General features: G+C 28.8%; 16 protein-coding genes. All 16 read left to right on the top strand.

Features of this window, described 5'->3' with window-relative positions; translation table 11 throughout:
• Nucleotide 1 precedes the first annotated feature (1 nt).
• Nucleotides 2-520: an SRPBCC family protein gene (locus BTO06_RS10335; RefSeq protein ID WP_100925232.1), complete on the top strand. Its 519-nt coding sequence runs from the start codon at nt 2-4 to the stop codon at nt 518-520.
• A 4-nt stretch (nt 521-524) separates the two neighbouring features.
• On the top strand, nt 525-1,565 hold the full coding sequence (locus BTO06_RS10330; RefSeq protein WP_100925231.1) for an o-succinylbenzoate synthase: 1,041 nt from the start codon (nt 525-527) through the stop codon (nt 1,563-1,565).
• 6 nt (nt 1,566-1,571) lie between these two features.
• Nucleotides 1,572-2,507 carry a CPBP family intramembrane glutamic endopeptidase gene (locus BTO06_RS10325; RefSeq protein ID WP_100925230.1) on the top strand — a complete coding sequence of 312 codons (936 nt, stop codon included), beginning with the start codon at nt 1,572-1,574 and terminating at the stop codon, nt 2,505-2,507.
• A 9-nt stretch (nt 2,508-2,516) separates the two neighbouring features.
• Complete coding sequence (locus BTO06_RS10320) at nt 2,517-3,590, top strand: AMP-binding protein (RefSeq protein WP_100925229.1); 1,074 nt, start codon at nt 2,517-2,519, stop codon at nt 3,588-3,590.
• 526 nt (nt 3,591-4,116) lie between these two features.
• Nucleotides 4,117-6,135 carry a YfbK domain-containing protein gene (locus tag BTO06_RS10315; RefSeq protein WP_443081468.1) on the top strand — a complete coding sequence of 673 codons (2,019 nt, stop codon included), beginning with the start codon at nt 4,117-4,119 and terminating at the stop codon, nt 6,133-6,135.
• A gap of 507 nt (nt 6,136-6,642) precedes the next feature.
• A complete protein-coding gene (locus BTO06_RS10310) occupies nt 6,643-7,722 on the top strand; it encodes a hypothetical protein (RefSeq protein WP_232731443.1) in 1,080 nt (359 codons plus the stop codon).
• A 185-nt stretch (nt 7,723-7,907) separates the two neighbouring features.
• Entirely contained in the window at nt 7,908-9,575 is a 1,668-nt protein-coding gene (locus tag BTO06_RS10305; RefSeq protein ID WP_100925228.1) for a MutS-related protein, read from the top strand.
• A gap of 139 nt (nt 9,576-9,714) precedes the next feature.
• The gene (locus BTO06_RS10300) at nt 9,715-10,131 is read left to right on the top strand and encodes a DUF6090 family protein (RefSeq protein ID WP_100925227.1); all 417 of its coding nucleotides are present in this window, start codon (nt 9,715-9,717) and stop codon (nt 10,129-10,131) included.
• Between the two features lie 43 nt (nt 10,132-10,174).
• Complete coding sequence (locus BTO06_RS10295; RefSeq protein WP_100925226.1) at nt 10,175-10,648, top strand: GNAT family N-acetyltransferase; 474 nt, start codon at nt 10,175-10,177, stop codon at nt 10,646-10,648.
• 763 nt (nt 10,649-11,411) lie between these two features.
• Nucleotides 11,412-12,689, top strand: a complete 1,278-nt coding sequence (locus tag BTO06_RS10290; protein WP_100925225.1) for an APC family permease — start codon at nt 11,412-11,414, stop codon at nt 12,687-12,689.
• Between the two features lie 160 nt (nt 12,690-12,849).
• On the top strand, nt 12,850-13,608 hold the full coding sequence (locus BTO06_RS10285; RefSeq protein ID WP_157811807.1) for a hypothetical protein: 759 nt from the start codon (nt 12,850-12,852) through the stop codon (nt 13,606-13,608).
• Nucleotides 13,609-13,954: 346 nt separating this feature from the next.
• Nucleotides 13,955-14,338 (top strand): hypothetical protein, encoded by a 384-nt coding sequence (locus BTO06_RS10280; protein ID WP_157811806.1) that lies wholly within the window; start codon nt 13,955-13,957, stop codon nt 14,336-14,338.
• A 70-nt stretch (nt 14,339-14,408) separates the two neighbouring features.
• Nucleotides 14,409-15,320 (top strand): hypothetical protein, encoded by a 912-nt coding sequence (locus BTO06_RS10275; protein ID WP_100925222.1) that lies wholly within the window; start codon nt 14,409-14,411, stop codon nt 15,318-15,320.
• A gap of 194 nt (nt 15,321-15,514) precedes the next feature.
• On the top strand, nt 15,515-16,357 hold the full coding sequence (locus BTO06_RS10270; RefSeq protein ID WP_100925221.1) for a hypothetical protein: 843 nt from the start codon (nt 15,515-15,517) through the stop codon (nt 16,355-16,357).
• 79 nt (nt 16,358-16,436) lie between these two features.
• Nucleotides 16,437-17,183 (top strand): hypothetical protein, encoded by a 747-nt coding sequence (locus BTO06_RS10265; RefSeq protein WP_100925220.1) that lies wholly within the window; start codon nt 16,437-16,439, stop codon nt 17,181-17,183.
• Nucleotides 17,184-17,366: 183 nt separating this feature from the next.
• A complete protein-coding gene (locus BTO06_RS10260) occupies nt 17,367-17,792 on the top strand; it encodes a hypothetical protein (protein ID WP_100925219.1) in 426 nt (141 codons plus the stop codon).
• Nucleotides 17,793-18,015: the final 223 nt, after the last annotated feature.

Raw genomic sequence — 18,015 nt, 5'->3', positions numbered from 1 at the left:
AATGAGGAGAATAAAAATTATTTTAGGAATCATAATTACAATTGCAATTATATTCTTATCAACAGGATTAATTTTTAAAGAAACAGCTTACATAACTGAGGTGAAAGTGAATAAGCCAATCGATGAAGTTTTTACTTTGTTCAATGATAGTTCACAAATTAATAATTGGATTACTGATTTAAAATCGATTGATCCAATTGACGTAAAACCTGAAAAGACCGGAAGTACCTATAAAATGGTAGTTGAAAATAAAAATGGAGAGGAAATAACCTTACAGGAAAAGATTATGGCTTATGTACCTAATGAAAAAGTAACGTTGTTTTTTATGGCGGATACGATGTTGAAAACAGATGATTATACTTTTACATTTGAAAATGGAGTAACAACCATTAGTAACAGTTCCATTTGTAGAGGAAATTCATATTTATTAAGTTGTTTATTTCCTTACTTTAAAGCTGTTTTCAAGAAACAAGACCAAGAATATTTAAATAATTTTAAGTCGTTTATCGAGAAAAAATAGAGATTTGATTCAAGCTGAATTTTACAAGTATATTTTAGAGTTCAAAACTCCTAGTGGAACTTCAAGAGGTGTCTTAAGAACTAAAGAGACTTTTTTTTTAATTTTAAGTAAAGATGGAAAAGAAGGAATTGGAGAATGCGGCTTATTTCGTGGTTTAAGTATTGATGATAGACCCGATTATGAGGAGAAATTGCAATGGGTTTGTGATCATATTAATTTAGGTTTACAAGAACTTTTAAAATCAACCATCGAATTTCCATCAATTCAATTTGGATTAGAACAAGCTTTTTTATCTCTAAACAGTTCGAATAAATTCCATTTATTTCCTTCAGATTTTGTTGCTTATGAATCTCCAATTTCAATTAATGGCTTAGTATGGATGGGAGATAAAAAATTCATGAAAGACCAAATTCAAGAAAAATTAGAACAAGGGTTTTCATGTATTAAAATGAAAATAGGAGCTATTGACTTTGATGAAGAATTACGATTATTAAATTATATTCGTGAACAGTTTTCAGAGAAAGAAATTGAATTAAGAGTCGATGCAAATGGGGCTTTTTCTCCAATGGAAGCACTTCAGAAATTAGAAAAATTATCCCAATTTAAATTACATTCAATTGAGCAACCGATAAAGCAAGGTCAATACGAAGCGATGGCAAAACTTTGTAAGGAAACACCGTTACCTATTGCTTTAGACGAAGAATTAATAGGTGTGTTTTTGAACAAGGATAAAAAGGAATTACTAGAGTATATTAAACCACAATACATTATTTTGAAACCTAGTTTGGTTGGTGGTTTCGTTGGAAGTAAAGAATGGATAGATATCTCTGAAAGTAATAATATCGGATGGTGGATAACTTCAGCACTCGAAAGTAACATTGGTTTGAATGCAATAGCTCAATGGACATATACTTTAAAGAATCATATGCCACAGGGTTTGGGAACTGGAGGTTTATTTACAAATAATTTTGATAGCCCTCTTTTTGTTAATCAAGGAAGTTTGCAATACAGTTCTCAAGATAAATGGAACTTTAATTTAAGTTAATACAGCATGAATTACATACAACAAGCATACAAAGGTGATATAGGATTTTGGAAATATTTGATAATTCCAGTAATATTTATTGGGATCGTAATTTTAAATATGATCACCATTGATATGTTTGATATTGATCAAGCTGAAATCATTCGTAATGACATAGCAGAAAAAGGAGAGAACAGAGTACTTATTGAATCATTAGCTACTTTCGTTGTGTTCCTAGCGGCGCTTTTGTTATGGGTAAAATATGTACATCGTCAGTCGATAACTTCATTAACGACCTCAAGGAAAAAGATAGATTGGAAACGAGTATTTTTTGCTTTTTCTGTTTGGGGTTTTATGACAGTTGTATTTGTTATTTATGGTTATTATACCGATCCGGCATCATTACAATGGAATTTTGAACCTAATAAATTCTTGGGATTGTTAGTAATTGGAATCCTAATGATTCCTTTACAGACAAGTTTTGAAGAGTATTTATTCAGAGGCTACTTACTACAAGGTATCGGTGCGAAATTTAAAAGTAGATTAATACCGTTAATTATTACTTCAGTAATTTTTGGATTACTGCATATTGCGAATCCAGAAGTTGGTAAATTAGGGAATATCGTTATGATTTATTATATAGGAACAGGTTTCTTCTTAGGAATGATAACATTATTAGATGAAGGACTTGAACTTGCTTTAGGCTTTCACGCCGCAAATAATCTTATTGGAGCTCTTTTGATAACTGCAGATTGGACTGCTTTTCAAACAAATTCTATATTTAAAGATCTTTCTGAACCAGATGTCTATTTCGATATTATTATTCCTGTAGTTGTTTTTTATCCACTATTATTATTGTTTTTCGCTAAAAAGTATAATTGGAGTAATTGGAAAGAAAAGCTTACAGGTAGCATTGAAAAACCTGTAAATAATCAAGAAAATCAAATTGAAGGTTTAGCTTAAATTTTTTATATGGATTTTAGTCAGATTCATTCAAGTTTTAAATTAAACGGAATTAGATTCAATTCCAAGGCCGATTTAATTGAGTATGTTAAAACGTCATTTTCTTCTACCCATGACTTTTTTGTGAATTGGTTCAATGATGAAGATTATTTGATAGTACAAACATCAGGTTCTACGGGAAAACCAAAACCAATTAAATTACTAAAAGAGCAGATGATAAATTCTGCTTTAGCTACAGGAGCGTTTTTTGAAATTAAGGAAAACACGACAGCTTTACTTTGTATGTCTGTAGATTATATTGCGGGTAAAATGATGTTAGTAAGAGCTATGGTTTTAGGCTGGGATTTAGATATATTTAATGCAGTTTCGAATCCACTATCACTTACGGATAAGAATTATCACTTTTCAGCAATGGTTCCGCTACAATTAGAAAAATCTTTAGACCAAATAGAAAGAATTGATAAATTGATAGTTGGTGGAGGAGTAGTTTCAGAAAGTTTAAAAAGCAAGATTTTAAAAGTTAAAACCGAGATTTTTGCGACCTATGGAATGACGGAAACAATTACTCATATTGCTGTAAAAAAGTTAAATCAATTAAAGGAAAGGCCTTCATTTTATAAAGTTCTACCAAATGTAAAAATATATATCGATCAAAGAAATTGTTTAATGATTAATGCTCCTTTGGTTGCAAATGAAATTGTTCTGACGAATGATGTTGTTCAATTAGTTTCTGAAAATGAATTTGAATGGCTTGGAAGGTATGATAATGTCATAAATTCAGGCGGAATTAAACTCCACCCTGAAAAAATAGAGCATAAGCTTTCTAAACTAATTCAAAACAGATTTTTTACTGTTGGTATTAAAGATGAAAGGTTAGGAGAGAAGTTAGTTTTAGTTATTGAAAATAATGCGACTGAAATTAACTCAGAAGAAGTTATTAAGAGAATCAATGAATTTCCCGAAATCAAAAAATATGAAGTTCCGAAAGAGATATATTTTGTGAAAAGTTTCATAGAAACTGAAACAAAAAAAGTCCAACGTAGAAAAACCATGGATTTAGTATTGAATACTTCGAAGAAGTAATTATCTATCTTCATCAAAAAATTATTTTGTTTCAAATCTAGTTCGATATTTTGTTAATAAAATTCCATAAACTTCTTTCATATAGTTAGAAGTTTTTACATTTCTGTTTATATTATTATAGTTCATTTGTAATTACTATCTATTTCTTAGCATTCCAAAACAATTTTACGATAATTGTATTTTAAAAGCTTTTTTTGTTCAAAGGAAGAGAGTAATCTTTTACAAAGTAGTATCAATTCCGAAGATATTTGCCGAATATGAAATTTCCTATTTAAATCGTTTGTAGTCAGAATCAATAACTCTTTCGATTTTCGGTTTTTGGGTCTTGAGTTCTTAATATTCATGATTGATGGACTTTAATTAAACTCCTTTTTCTAAATTTCTAAAAGAACAATTCAATTTTAAATTATGGTATTTAAACTCACTAGAGTTATGCGTTAACTCGGATAAAAGGCTTGTTTACTAATTCAAAAGTAAGTTGATAGGGTAATTTTTGTAGTTTTATGGAAACTAAAATGTAAATACTATGATGAAAAGAGAAATATTACTTTTTTTCCTTTGTTGTTTATCAATTCTTCAGGCACAACAAAAAAAAGTTACAGGTACAGTTTCGGATAAACATTTCCCAATTCCAGGAGTAAGTGTATACATAAAAGGAACAAATATTGGAACTAGTACAAATATGGAAGGAAAATATTCGATAAAGGCTTCAGCTAATGATGTATTGATTTTTTCTTTAATTGGTATGAAAACAAAGCAAGAAAAAGTAGGTAAAAGAACCGTAATTAACGTTCTTTTAGAGGAAAGCGATGCAACTTTAGATGAAGTAGTAATTTCAACAGCTTCAAATTTAAGATCTCGTAAAAATAAAGTTTATGCAAGTATTGCTAGTCAAATGGCTATGGGTAATACTATGAGTTATGATTCGGATCAAAAACAAATTAGAGACAAAAAGACGTCTCCTTTATTTATCGTTGATGGTATTCCTGTGAAAGCTAATTCTCAGGTAATATTAAATAAGTTAGATCCGAAAGAGATAAAGGCTGTAGAAGTTTTGAAGGGTAATAATGCAATTGAACTTTATGGACCCAAAGGAAAAAATGGGTGTGTAATTATTACTACAAAAAAAGGAAACTTTCAAATAGAAGAGAATGACTCTTATGCTAAAATAACCGAGAATCCTTTTAAAAATGTGGTTGCTTCTCCATTGTCTACTTTCTCAATAGATGTAGATAAAGCTTCTTATAGTAATATAAGAAGAATGATAAATAATGGTGAGGTCGTAAAAGAAGATGCTGTGAAAATTGAAGAAATGATTAATTATTTCGATTATAATTATCCACAACCTCAAGGGAAACATCCTTTTTCTATAACTACAGAGTTTATTAAAACACCATGGAATACTGAAACGAAACTTTTAAAAATCGGATTACAAGGAAAAACATATGAGAATAAAGATTTACCTCCATCAAACCTTACTTTTCTAATCGATGTTTCTGGATCAATGGGAGAACCTAATAAATTACCATTATTAAAGAAGGCTTTTAAGTTATTAGTGAATCAATTAAGAGAAGAAGATAGGGTTTCAATTGTTGTTTATGCAGGGGCAGCAGGTGTTGTATTAGAGCCAACTTCGGGAAGAAATAAAGAAAAAATTTTCACGGCCTTGAATAATTTAAATTCGGGAGGTTCCACAGCAGGTGGAGAAGGAATTGAATTAGCGTACAAATTAGCAGAAAAGAACTTTAAAAAGAGAGGTAATAATAGAGTTATTTTGGCTACAGATGGAGATTTTAATGTAGGAAGAAGTTCGAATAAAGCTATGGAAGAATTGATTGAGCAAAAGAGAAAATCAGGAGTTTTCTTGTCTGTTTTAGGTTTTGCTTACGGAAATTACAAGGATGATAAGCTTGAAATTTTAGCAGATAAAGGAAATGGAAATCATGCCTACATTGACACAATGCAAGAAGCTCAAAAAGTTTTTGGAAAAGAGTTCGGTGGAACTTTATATACTATTGCAAAGGATGTTAAAATTCAAGTTGAGTTTAATCCGAATAAGGCAAAAGCCTATCGATTAATTGGGTATGAAAACAGATTGTTGAATGATGAAGATTTTATTGATGATACCAAAGATGCTGGTGAGTTAGGAAGTGGTCACTCTGTAACAGCTTTATATGAAGTAATTCCCGTTGGTGTAGATAGTAAGTATTTAAATAAAATTCATGATTTAAAGTATACGAATAATAAGGACAATTCTTATCAAGACGAATTACTTACTGTAAAGTTTAGGTATAAAAAACCTGATGGTAAAAAAAGTATTGAGATGGAAAGAGTAGTAAAAGATAAAACAGTAAAGCCAACTTCTGACATGAATTTTGCTTCGTCTGTTGCATTATTCGGAATGTACTTAAGGAAATCTCAATTTATGAACGATGCGAATTTGGAGGATGTAATTAAACTTGCCGCAAAAGGTAAAGGCCAAGACGAGTATGGTTATAGAAGTGAGTTTATACGACTCGTTAAAACCTACAGCGATTTTAAATAGATCAAAAAGCACTAAGAAATTGGTGCTTTTTTATTTTTAATGATTTATTTTTTAATTCCTTTAGAATTTATTGAGGTCTTTTTATGATTACTTTTTATATTTAATTCAGAAAGTTTTTTAATTATTGAATACTTATTTGTAATTATCATAAACCTATTATTAGTAATGAATGTATGCGCCTTAGATGGATCAAATTAATAGATACTTGAAAGTCTGTAATTCTTTCTCTGATTTTTTTTAAAGCTTATTACGAGGTTACTTTTCTTAGTACTTCCGTTGAATTCGGTCATTGGAAGGGGCGAAAACGTTTAATTTATTTTAAAGTTCTTTTGAATATTTTTCAGAGTATATCAAGGAGAATTGAATCACTGCAATTGGTATTTCTTAGATCCTCTAGAAAATTATAGTAGCTAAAAAAAAGTGATGGTTTTGCTGAAGAAATTTTTAATAATTAAACCTTTATATAAAAGTAAAGTCTAAATAGAAAACTAATTAATTAAGTTAGAAATGAGTAAAGTAACGGGTTTTAAAATTTTCATGATATCAATATTATCTACTGTATTATTTACTGCTTGTAGTAATAATGAACTAATTTCAGATGATAATGGAATACCTGAAGTAAAATCTGAACCCTCATATGCGGTTTTAAAAGAAGATAATATTGTTTATGCTAATGGACTTAGCCATGATAATACAAGCAATTCATCTTTTACAATTCCTTTAAAATTAGATTTGTACTATCCCGACAATAATACTAGCAACAGACCTTTTTTTATGTTTATTCATGGAGGTGGATTTAAGGGTGGAACAAAAACTAAGCCCGAAATTGTAGAGATGGCGAATTACTACGCTTCTAGAGGATGGGTTTTTGCTTCTATAGATTATAGAACTGTAGAAGAATTGGGTATAATTAAAGGAATGACTCAAGAAGAATTATTAACCTATTATAAAGGAATTGCACCTCGAGAATGGATAGAAAATGCTTTACAAGGATCTCAGAGTCCTGACGAAGTTCAGCAAGCTACTGCTATGTATATTGCCCAAAGGGATTCAAAAGCCGCACTTCGTTGGATTATGGCAAACGCAAGTACATACAACATAAATAAAGATTTTATTACAGTTGGAGGAGCATCAGCTGGAGCGATAACGACAATCGCATTAGGTATTTCAAATCAAGAAGATTTTAGAGACGAAATTACTGTAAATGACGATCCAACACTTTCTTCTACTAACTTAAATGAGTTTTATGAAGTTAAAAGTATGGTTTATTTCTGGGGTTCAAATATAAAACTAGATGTATTTGAATCAGTTTATAAATTAAACAAGTACGACAGATATGACGATAGTGACCCTGAATTATTTATGGGGCATGGTACCGCACAAGATCTTGTCACTCCTTATGAAGAAGCTCTTGAATTGCAAGAAATTTATAACTCTTTAGGAATTTATAATAAACTAGCAACCCTTGTACAACCAAATGGAGATCCAGCTGGACATGGCGCTTGGAATGGAGAAGTAGGAGGAAAGGGCTTGTTTGAATTAACTTTCGATTTTTTAACTGAAAGACAAAATTTAAAAGTAAAATAGCATCAACAAAGAAGACAATTAATTATGGCTACTTGTTAAATCTAAAGCTTACTACTTTTAATGATCGTACTAACCATAGTCGAGATGTTGCCAGTAATAGAAAAACAATTCGTTAAAGTTCACGAGATAAATAACAAACTGTAAATTTTTGTAACATTAAATAGAAGTTATATACTAATTGTTTAATGATTAAAGACATAATATTTCCAATTAAACAAACTTTTTCTAATCTAAAATTAAATAGAAATAAAGAGATAAATCAAAGGTTAAAAGAATCTTTTGGAAGGTTGAAAGATAGTAGTTTTGATTTTGAGAGTATTGAAAAATACTTCAGAAAAAAAGACAATTCAAAAGTACATCAAGTATTATCAGACAAGACATGTAATGACTTGGATTTTGATGACTTATTTATGTTTCTTGACAGAACTAATTCAAAAGTTGGTCAACAATACTTTTATAATAATCTTCGGACAATAAAAGTAAATGAAAAGCAAACCAAGTTGAACGAAGAAATAATAACTGAATTATCAGAAAATCCTGAATTACGAATTTCAATTCAAAAAAAGCTTGAAAAGCTAAAACATCAAGATGCATATTATATATGCTCTTTATTTCAAGAAGAACATCTAAATCCACCAAATTGGTTTATAGTACTAAAACTATTGTCATTTGCTAGTTTAGCATCACTCATTTTGAGCTTTTTAAACCCTATATTTTTCATAGTTCTATTAGGTGTATTTTGCGTGAATTTTGTACTTCATTATTGGAATAAAAATAACTTATTTCAATATGTAGGTTCAATTCCTCAGCTTCTAAAACTTAATAATGTTGCATCACATTTATTTACCAACCCATTATTTAAAAAATTGGATCCTGACTTAACAAAGTCAATAAAGCTAATAAATGAAGTTAAGAATAGGATGTCTTTTTTCTCACTAGAAGCCAAACTTCAAGGAGAATTTGAAATCATAGCTTGGTTTATATTTGAAATTTTTAAAACAATGTTTTTGCTTGAGCCTTTATTATTGTTTGGTATTTTAAAAAGGCTGAATTCGAAAAGAGAAGAAATAGAAAGCGTTTTCAGGTTTGTTGGGCATATTGATATGCTAATTTCCATAGCATCTTTAAGAAGCGGACTTGAAGTATTCTGCTTACCAATTATTACAAATGGAGATAATATAATTGCTAAAGATATAAGTCATCCTTTAATTTTTAAATGCACAACGAACAATATAAATATTGGTGAAAAATCCATACTTCTAACAGGCTCAAATATGTCTGGAAAAACATCTTTTATTCGCGCAATTGGACTGAATGTAATAACAGGATTTACAATTAATACTTGTTTTGCAAAATCAATGACTTTTCCATTGTTAAAGGTGTTTTCGGCTATAAGAATAAGTGATGACTTAATGAACGATAAAAGTTACTATTTTGAAGAAGTCTTAACCATTAAGGAGATGCTTAAAGAGAGTTTAAGTGGAAATAAAAATTTATTCCTTTTAGATGAATTATTTAAAGGAACCAATACAGTAGAACGAATTTCCGCTGGAAAATCAGTATTATCTGCTCTAACAAAAGAAAAGAGTAAAATATTGGTTTCAACTCACGACATAGAACTAACGGATATGCTTTCAGATGAATTTGAACTATACCATTTTAGCGAAACAGTAAATGACAATAATGTAGGTTTTGATTATAAACTGAAAACAGGAAAATTAAAAAATAGAAATGCCATTAGAATACTGGAAATTAATGATTATCCAAAAGAAGTTGTTAAAGAAGCAATCGAAATTGCCAATGATTTAGATAAAACATATTTTATAAAAAACAATACTGGCAACACCATATAAACCTATTTGCTAGTTTTAGATTACTTAGGAAAGTATTCGCAGGCTTTTTATTTGTGATTTATTTGCTAATTTAAGGCTTAAATAACACAACTAATCTTACACAGCAATTTTGTGCTTCATTACTACAAAATGCTAAAAAATGATAAAACCTTTTAGAAATATTAGACAAAACTTGCTTTCGGAAGGAAAAACTATAAAATATTTGAAATATGCAGTCGGTGAAATTATACTTGTCGTTATTGGGATTTTAATTGCACTCCAAGTAAATAATTGGAATCAAAATGAACAGTTGAAAAAAGATGAATTAAGGATTTTAAAAAGCATGCAAAAGTCAATAAAAATTAATATTGATGAGTTTGATCAAACTCTCAATAATCAAATTCAACGAAATGGAAGTCTACAAGAAGTTAAGAATATGTACATATTGCTTCTTAACAAGATGGGTAATGTTATAGCAAAAGGTAAGAGTTTAAAATCAGAATATCATAGTTTAGTTACAGATTTGGAGAATGAAATAGAAAATAACGAAGGCACAACACCATCTAAACTGCTTTAAAACGCATCTTAGCCAAAATATAGGAATTAAAATAATCTCTAAAATGGAATTCATCCAACGTACAGCACTATTGGAACCTGAAAAGCTTGAGGTTTTTGATTTATGGAACAACGAATATCCTGATAAGCTATCTTTTAATTCAATTAAAGAATTTGATGCATACCTCAATGAACTGAATGAACAAAGTCATCTACTTTTAATTAATCAAGAACGGAAAGTTAAGGGTTGGTATTTTGACTTTAAGCGAGATAACGAAAAATGGTTTGCAATTATTTTAGACTCAAAGCTTCACGGAAAAGGATTTGGAACTAAAATTCTTGAACTCGCAAAACAGAAAGAAAATGAATTAAATGGTTGGGTAATTGATCATAATAAAAACAAAAAGAAAAATGGTGAATTATATATTTCACCATTGAATTTTTATCTAAAAAATGGATTTCGAAAATTGACGGCAAATAGATTAGAGTTAGACAAAATTTCTGCTGTAAAAGTAAAATGGAAGAATGTAAATAGCTAGTGCAACACCTAATTGCATTAAAACGCAACTTACAGGAAATGTCATCTACAATTATAAAACTCCTTTTTATTATAATAACCTTGCCTCCTAGTAAGTAATTTTATAGTTATGCGAAGTGACTTATATCAAGTGGTTTATTTTTAAGAAAAAGTCAATTTAGAACTGATGATAAATTATTCTGATTGTAAACCTTTTCTTTATAAAATGTAGTATTTGAGAATTGGAAAATTGACACAAAATAATCCAAATAGAGTATTACGAATAAGATATCTTTTGTCAAGAAGTTTATTTTAAACTTTACGGAAATTCATATATGTAAAACAAACAGAAAATTACAATACAAAAAATAGTTTTTCGGAAATGATATGGAATTTCGAATTCTTTTTTGAAAATATAAAATTGATAATCAAGATTTCATCAGAACATGAAAAATCCTGAAAGTACAAATAGAATATACAAATAGCAATGGAATTTGAATGAGAAAATTATAAACAAGTTTGGATTTAAAAATGTAGGAATGAAAGATGAATTAATCAGAACAAAAGGTGGCACAACTGAATAAGAACACCTGATAACAATTGTTATAAGTAGCACGAGATAAATTTCATAAACATAACTTTTGATTTGTTTTCCGCTTGCAATTTGTATCTTTATTAAAGATAATAATAAACATAAAAATAGCTCACTAAGGTTAGTGTTTGATTGAATCAAAAAGACTTACTACTTATTAATAGAATAGTTGAGCATTACCAAGGTACTGTAAATGGATAAAAAAATAGGTTTAAAAGAAGCAATATCTATTGGTATTGGTGGAATGGTTGGTGGTGGAATTTTCGCAGTACTAGGTCTTGCTGTATCTCTTGCGAAAGGAGGAACGCCATTAGCCTTCTTATTTGCTGGTATTTTAGCATTGATAACTTCTTACAGTTACGTCAATCTTTCATTAAAATATCCTGACAGAGGTGGAACTGTTAAATTCATCAACCAAGGTTTTGGTAAAACAATATTTAGTGGCGGAATTAATAATTTGTTATGGATAAGTTATATCATAATGCTATCATTGTACGCCTCTGCATTCGGGTCTTATGCACCAAACTTATTTGAGCTAACTCAAGACAAAACAATTGATTCACATATTTATGCAAGTTCTATTGTTGTGTTAGCTACAGCAATTAATTATTATAGTATCACTGTCGTTGGAAAAATAGAATCGTTAGCTGTAATTATTAAATTAGTAATTTTAGTCTCATTTATTTTCATTGGTGTTTATGGTTTAATTGGGAATCCAAATATTGCTCAATTATCAATCACAAATTGGGAAAAACCAATAAATTTATTTGCTGGTGGTATGGTTATTTTTGTGGCTTATGAAGGTTTTGAACTTATCGCAAATGCAGCACCCGATATCGAAAATCCTAAAAAGAATATTCCACGAGCTTATTACTATTCTGTAATTTTTGTAATAATCTTATATATTATTATAGCACTAGTAACAGTGGGGTCACTTCCGTTCGCAAAAATAGCTGCAGCAGAAGATTATGTTCTTGCAGAAGCCGCAGAACCAATGTTAGGAAAAGTTGGATTTTCCATTATTACCGTTGCAGCTTTAATTTCAACTTTTTCTGCAATTAATGCATCTCTTTATGGCGGCAGTAAAGTAAATTATGAGATTGCAGAAGATGATGAATTACCACATCATTTTTTAGCAAAAATTTGGAATCAGCCAATTGGTTTAATGGTCACAGCAGCAGCAACTTTAATTCTAGTTAATATACTTAACTTACAAAGTATATCAACAGCGGGAAGTGTTGGTTTCTTAATCATTTTTGGCATGGTTAACCTAGTTGGATATCGATTATCCAAAGAAATCAATAGCAATAAAACAATATCTTTAATAGGTTTTATTTTATGTATAATTGCTACAGTAGTATTAATTATTCAACAATATACTTCAAATACTGTAGGTGTAATAATTGCAATTGTTCTTACTAGTTTTTGTTTTTTAATGGAGTGGCTGTATAAAAAAACAGAAAAGAAATAAAACTATGTCCTACAAAACCTGTAATTAATTGCGGCTGAATTTCCGAAGTATAAATTCAATTTGATTAATTATCTTCCCTCAACAATGGAAAAAGAGGTGTATTATTTTTCCGTAAAAAAATTAAACACGAATACCTTGACTTCAATAAGAACTAGAATCTATGAAAAAAATATTAATCGGAATTATAATACTCTGTTCTCTTCAAATGTTTGGTCAGAAAGACACTTTAAATTACACAAAAGAAATATTAAAAAAGGATATTTCTAATCTTCTTACATTAACTGAATTTAATTATGGAGTCAGTGAAGAAATTATTAAAAGAGCAAAACCTATAGGTTATATTGGAAATAATTATCAAAGATTTCAAATACAAATTATTTCTGTAATTAAAAATCAGGATATTCCGTCAAAGTACTTCGTTTATGGTAAAACTAAAGTGAAAAATAATATTTGTGAATTTCAAGGAAACATCATTATTGAAAATGTGAAAATTTTTTCCGACTTAGAATTTCCTGAGGTGAATCAAGGAATAATCAAAGGAAAGTATAAATTCTTTGAAAACATTAATCAAAAAGGTAGTGGAGTGTTTAATGGAGTTTTTGAAACAAATTTTTATATAGACAAGAATGGATTAATTCAATACAATGCTTTAATGTTTAGTGCGGACGGATTTTATAATAATATGTTTCAAGGAACTTGGATTAGCTATAAAAACGGAAAATCTAAAAAGTGCAACTGGGGAGATTATAGAATTCCAGATAGTGGAAAATTAGACATTGGAGTTGCAGAATTTGGACCTAATCCTGATTATAATCAATTTGGTTGGGAGAATTATAAAAACGCTCACTTTAGTAATGGAGATAAAGGTGAAAATGCTAAAGAAATCGAAAATAGAAAATGGTGGATTGGAGAAAAATAGAGATATACTAACAACGCTTAACACCAATTATGGCGAATTCGATTACCTCCGAATTCATTCGAAATATTTAACAGACAGCTATTTTAATGGGTGAAAACGTAATCAAGTTAATCAATAGAAAGTGGTATACCAGTTTTGAGTACTGAAAAAAACAGAAAATAAATTTATATAGTTATTTAATTTCATAAAATATTAAATTAAGAAATGTTATAGTTTATAAGGATAAAGGTTATTCGTTTAGATTAAATTTTGAAAAACCAAAAGGTCAATTCTTTTAATTAATTTTATAACAAACAAATCGAAAATAAGACAGCATAAAATATTGGAAAATTACGGATATTCAAAAATGACCAAAAAAGAAATCAACAATATTCTGAAGACAGAATCTGGAATTATACTATTGGAAAAGGAGTCAGAACAATCTTTCTTGGAAGTGATTTTAAGTAATTGGATTTCTATTTTTTCCGCTATGTTTTTTTTGACAAGAAGAAAATTAGACATTCTACTTTTAATTGAAAAAAGAATAACTCTGATAGTACAAAATAAAGTTTATGCTGAACGTAATTTTATCAGAATTAAATCGATCCATTATAATGGGATTAAATCCATTCTTGAGGTGACTGACCAAAATCATCAATTTTCATTTCCTTTAAATAAATTCATAATTAGCTACGAAGAGTCAAGGCTGATTAAACAAAAGTTGGTAGAATTTATAAATCAGAAAAAGTAACCAAACTGTTTACAAAACTTAAAATAGATATAAACGTGGCTTTACAAGCAAAAAAAATTAAACAATAGATATGAAAAAAAGAATATTAATAGTAATAATTGGAATTGTAATAATCATAATTACTTATTTGGGAATTGAAATGCTTGAGTTTGGAAAAGGAGTTCAAGATGATATTCATAAAAATGAAATTGAACGAGAGGAAAAGCCAACTGTGAAATTAACGAAATTTAAAAACGGACGTTGGTTAAGTACAGCAGACTCTCTTTCTGGGATTGAAATTAAAAATGGTAAATGGATAATGTTTTATAAAGGAGTGAAAACCGAATCTTCTGATATGTATGATTATACTATACGAAAAGAAGATAGAAAAGAGTTAGGAAATGAGTACAAATATTCAGAGTTTCTAATACTATCAAATGATTCTGACACATTAGAATATAAAATACTTGGATATAGTGATGATTTTATGAGTTTAATATATACTCCTAGAGGAAATACACTCATTTATGTACCTGAGAAAAAAGGAATTCAGACTTCTCCAAACACAAATATTAATCAACCTAAAACTGATGGAAATTCCGAAAATATAGTTTTAGCTACCAAACATTGCTTGATAAATAAAATAGTAATAGAAAACGGAAAGAAATATGTTGTAGCAGATTATGTTGACTTTTTAATTGGTGATAAGGCAATTGAAAAAGCTAAAGAAAATGGTGATGCTGACTATGATATTAGTGAAAAAGGAGATACTTTATATTTTGTAAATAACGACTATTACGTGTCTAATGTGAATCCAAAACTTAGAACACTTGAATTAGATGATAATGTGAAAATTGAAATTTGGGATTATTTTAAAAGTAATGGAGTTTTCAAAATAGTAAATATTAATGAACTCCAAAAGTATCTTTCAACCAAGCCAATAATGATTTTGAAAATTAGAAACGGAATTGTAATGGAAATGAGAGAACAGTTTGTACCATAATTGAACCTTAATACAGACTAATAATTAACTAATTGTTATCCAATACCTTTTATCAATATGTTTGAGTTAGGGAGTTTATTTTCAATTATGGCATGATTTTGGCTCATGAGAAAATCAATTTTATGATGTTAGTTTTATTTATTATACAGAACAACATTTTCAATAAATCTTTAGTATTTATCCTATCTTAATCAATGAACAATACAACCATTCAGAATATAAGATTAACAACTTTATTATGGGTGATTAGTTGTAATGAAAAATCAACTTTAGTAACATTTCAAAGCATAATCGATAAAAGTGAAACAATAAATATTGAAGTTTTACAAGATTTAGTACAACTTTTCCCAGAATTATTTACGTATCAAGTAACTACAATAACTCTTGAAGAGTGGAAAAGAAAAATGCTAAATAATGGAAGCAGTCCTCATGAGTTTGATAAAATATCAACCAATGATGTTTATGGTAATCAATTTGTAAATTCAAGTGGTAGTAATAGTATTAACGATTCAATAATCAAATGGGGAATAAATCATATTTCTGAATATTTTGTGGAGAAAGAACGGAGAAGAAAACTCAAACCTTCATTTATTCCATCAATTTTTTTGATGTTAATTTTTGCCTTATTTCTATTTATGGTCTTAAAAAAGAGTACTTATGAACTTCAATTTGCCGAAACAAAATCTGAGATTAAAACAATAGAACTCAACTCAAATATAATTTATCCGAGTTATAAAGGCTTCGTTGATAGATTAGGCAAAACATTGATATTCGATCTCTATTATAATAATACGATAAGAAACAATGAACTATATTATTGTCGCATTGAATTATATAAACTAATGCCATTTATTGATAAAAAGGATTTTGATGCTATTGATTTAATGCTTAAAAACTATCAAAAGTTAATTACAAAGTATAATGCTGGGCAAGATTTATCTGAGCATCAGAAGGATGAAATTATTAATAAATATTCAATGTTGATAAAAAACTCGTGGGAAGCTATTCTGAATCAACAATTAAAAATTAGTAACTAAAAACTATGATTATTAGTTGATAGTTTCGAAGAAATAAATCTCTTTTAACCTAGTGTTTATATTAAAAAAGACAATAACTATGAGAATTCTAAATGTACTTATTCTAATCATTCCATCATTATTAATGTGTCAGGAGTTTAGTTTCGATGTTAATACCAATGAAGGTTTTATCGAAAGTGTTTATATACTCGATGGAAATAGGGTTATAAAAATATCCGAAAGTATTGATGAAATCTATCAGTTTAAGTCAAGTTCAAGAGCTAAAGATTTTTTACAAAATCGAGATTATAGTAGCATCCCTAAGAATAAATATCAAGTGGGGGAGACAACAATATTTATGAATTCTGTATCTTCTGTAGAATATTATACGAGTAATACAAGTTCAGGGTTGTCCGGACAAATTAAATCCATCAATAATTTAACATTTACATATGCACCTGATAATAGCTGGAATAAAAACTCCGGAGTAGTTGGTAAGCTTACCAAAATTGGAAATGTCTCTATCACCTATTGGACCTCTGCTGGGTATACCGAAAGAGGCAGGTATAGAGGAAAAATTAAATCATTGGGAGGAAGACAGTTTCAATACGAAGGTTGGTCAAATTGGGGTGAAAAAGCAAGAATAGTTGGGAAACTTACTTCCATTGGTAAATTAAAAATAAATTACTACGAGACAGATTATGATAGAGGTTACAAAGGCAAACTTAAATCTATTGGAAAGGTTAAATTTGTGTATTATGGTGAGACTAGAACCAATAGTAAAGCTAATATTGTTGGAAAATTTAAACAGCGATTAGGAAAAGATCTGCGACTTACGATTCATTAATAGTATCATATTGAGAAGAAAAAAGTAGTAATACTCAAAAGGTGTAAAATCAAGTATGGTAAGAAATGGTTAAATTTTACACTATTTAATAGATGTACATAATCTTCGTTGCAACCCAATAAAAAATACAACTTTGTATCGAAAAAAGTAAAATATTAAAATTTAAGAGTTCAAAATTATCACATGAAATTTACCATTCAAAATTTTACGATTGATTCATCTTTTTTTATTTTACCTGAAATGAGTTTAAGTTCATCTCGTAGTACTATGAAAAAAATGAATTTTAGTTTTCAGATTTCTAAAGAGAAGTTAATATACCTTTCATTAGAAGAATATAACAAAATGCGATATGAACTTGAAGAAGATCAGAAATTAACTGGTAAAGTTGAAGATCTCCTTGGTGAATTCGGATATCCGAATATACAAGATGTTTTTCAGAATGACGCTTTAACTCACGAAGTTTTTGGCTGTTATTTATTAGATATTTGGTTAAGTAAGTGCTTAACCTACAATGCTAATAATCATCATAACTATTATTGGATAGATCGAATTGAAAAAGCTGTAAACAGAGGTGAAGACATAATTTTCACAGGGATATGTTATAAATAGAAAGGCATTTATACAAATATAGTTTTGCGTTCTGATATTGGTTTGTTTTAAAATAATACAGATTTCTAAATTTATCAACAATACAAAATCTATATCCATGCGAAATATCAAGTGATTCATTTTTAAATAAAAAATGCAACAGAACAGAACAATTCAATATATATAGTATAGTAAAAACATTTTCCTCAAACAGTTAGAAAAACAAACAATCAACTGTTTTATT

Source organism: Tenacibaculum sp. SZ-18 (assembly GCF_002813915.1).
In the GTDB taxonomy this organism is placed as follows: Bacteria; Bacteroidota; Bacteroidia; order Flavobacteriales; family Flavobacteriaceae; genus Polaribacter.
The sequence above is the reverse complement of the archived record's forward strand: the minus strand, read 5'-3'. Positions and strand labels throughout refer to the sequence as shown.

Coding starts and splice junctions, on each gene's coding strand:
- BTO06_RS10335 (WP_100925232.1), top strand. CDS start 2: ATGAGGAGAATAAAAATTATTTTAGGAATCATAATTACAATTGCAATT.
- BTO06_RS10325 (WP_100925230.1), top strand. CDS start 1,572: ATGAATTACATACAACAAGCATACAAAGGTGATATAGGATTTTGGAAA.
- BTO06_RS10320 (WP_100925229.1), top strand. CDS start 2,517: ATGGATTTTAGTCAGATTCATTCAAGTTTTAAATTAAACGGAATTAGA.
- BTO06_RS10315 (WP_443081468.1), top strand. CDS start 4,117: ATGATGAAAAGAGAAATATTACTTTTTTTCCTTTGTTGTTTATCAATT.
- BTO06_RS10310 (WP_232731443.1), top strand. CDS start 6,643: ATGAGTAAAGTAACGGGTTTTAAAATTTTCATGATATCAATATTATCT.
- BTO06_RS10305 (WP_100925228.1), top strand. CDS start 7,908: ATGATTAAAGACATAATATTTCCAATTAAACAAACTTTTTCTAATCTA.
- BTO06_RS10300 (WP_100925227.1), top strand. CDS start 9,715: ATGATAAAACCTTTTAGAAATATTAGACAAAACTTGCTTTCGGAAGGA.
- BTO06_RS10295 (WP_100925226.1), top strand. CDS start 10,175: ATGGAATTCATCCAACGTACAGCACTATTGGAACCTGAAAAGCTTGAG.
- BTO06_RS10290 (WP_100925225.1), top strand. CDS start 11,412: ATGGATAAAAAAATAGGTTTAAAAGAAGCAATATCTATTGGTATTGGT.
- BTO06_RS10285 (WP_157811807.1), top strand. CDS start 12,850: ATGAAAAAAATATTAATCGGAATTATAATACTCTGTTCTCTTCAAATG.
- BTO06_RS10280 (WP_157811806.1), top strand. CDS start 13,955: ATGACCAAAAAAGAAATCAACAATATTCTGAAGACAGAATCTGGAATT.
- BTO06_RS10275 (WP_100925222.1), top strand. CDS start 14,409: ATGAAAAAAAGAATATTAATAGTAATAATTGGAATTGTAATAATCATA.
- BTO06_RS10270 (WP_100925221.1), top strand. CDS start 15,515: ATGAACAATACAACCATTCAGAATATAAGATTAACAACTTTATTATGG.
- BTO06_RS10265 (WP_100925220.1), top strand. CDS start 16,437: ATGAGAATTCTAAATGTACTTATTCTAATCATTCCATCATTATTAATG.
- BTO06_RS10260 (WP_100925219.1), top strand. CDS start 17,367: ATGAAATTTACCATTCAAAATTTTACGATTGATTCATCTTTTTTTATT.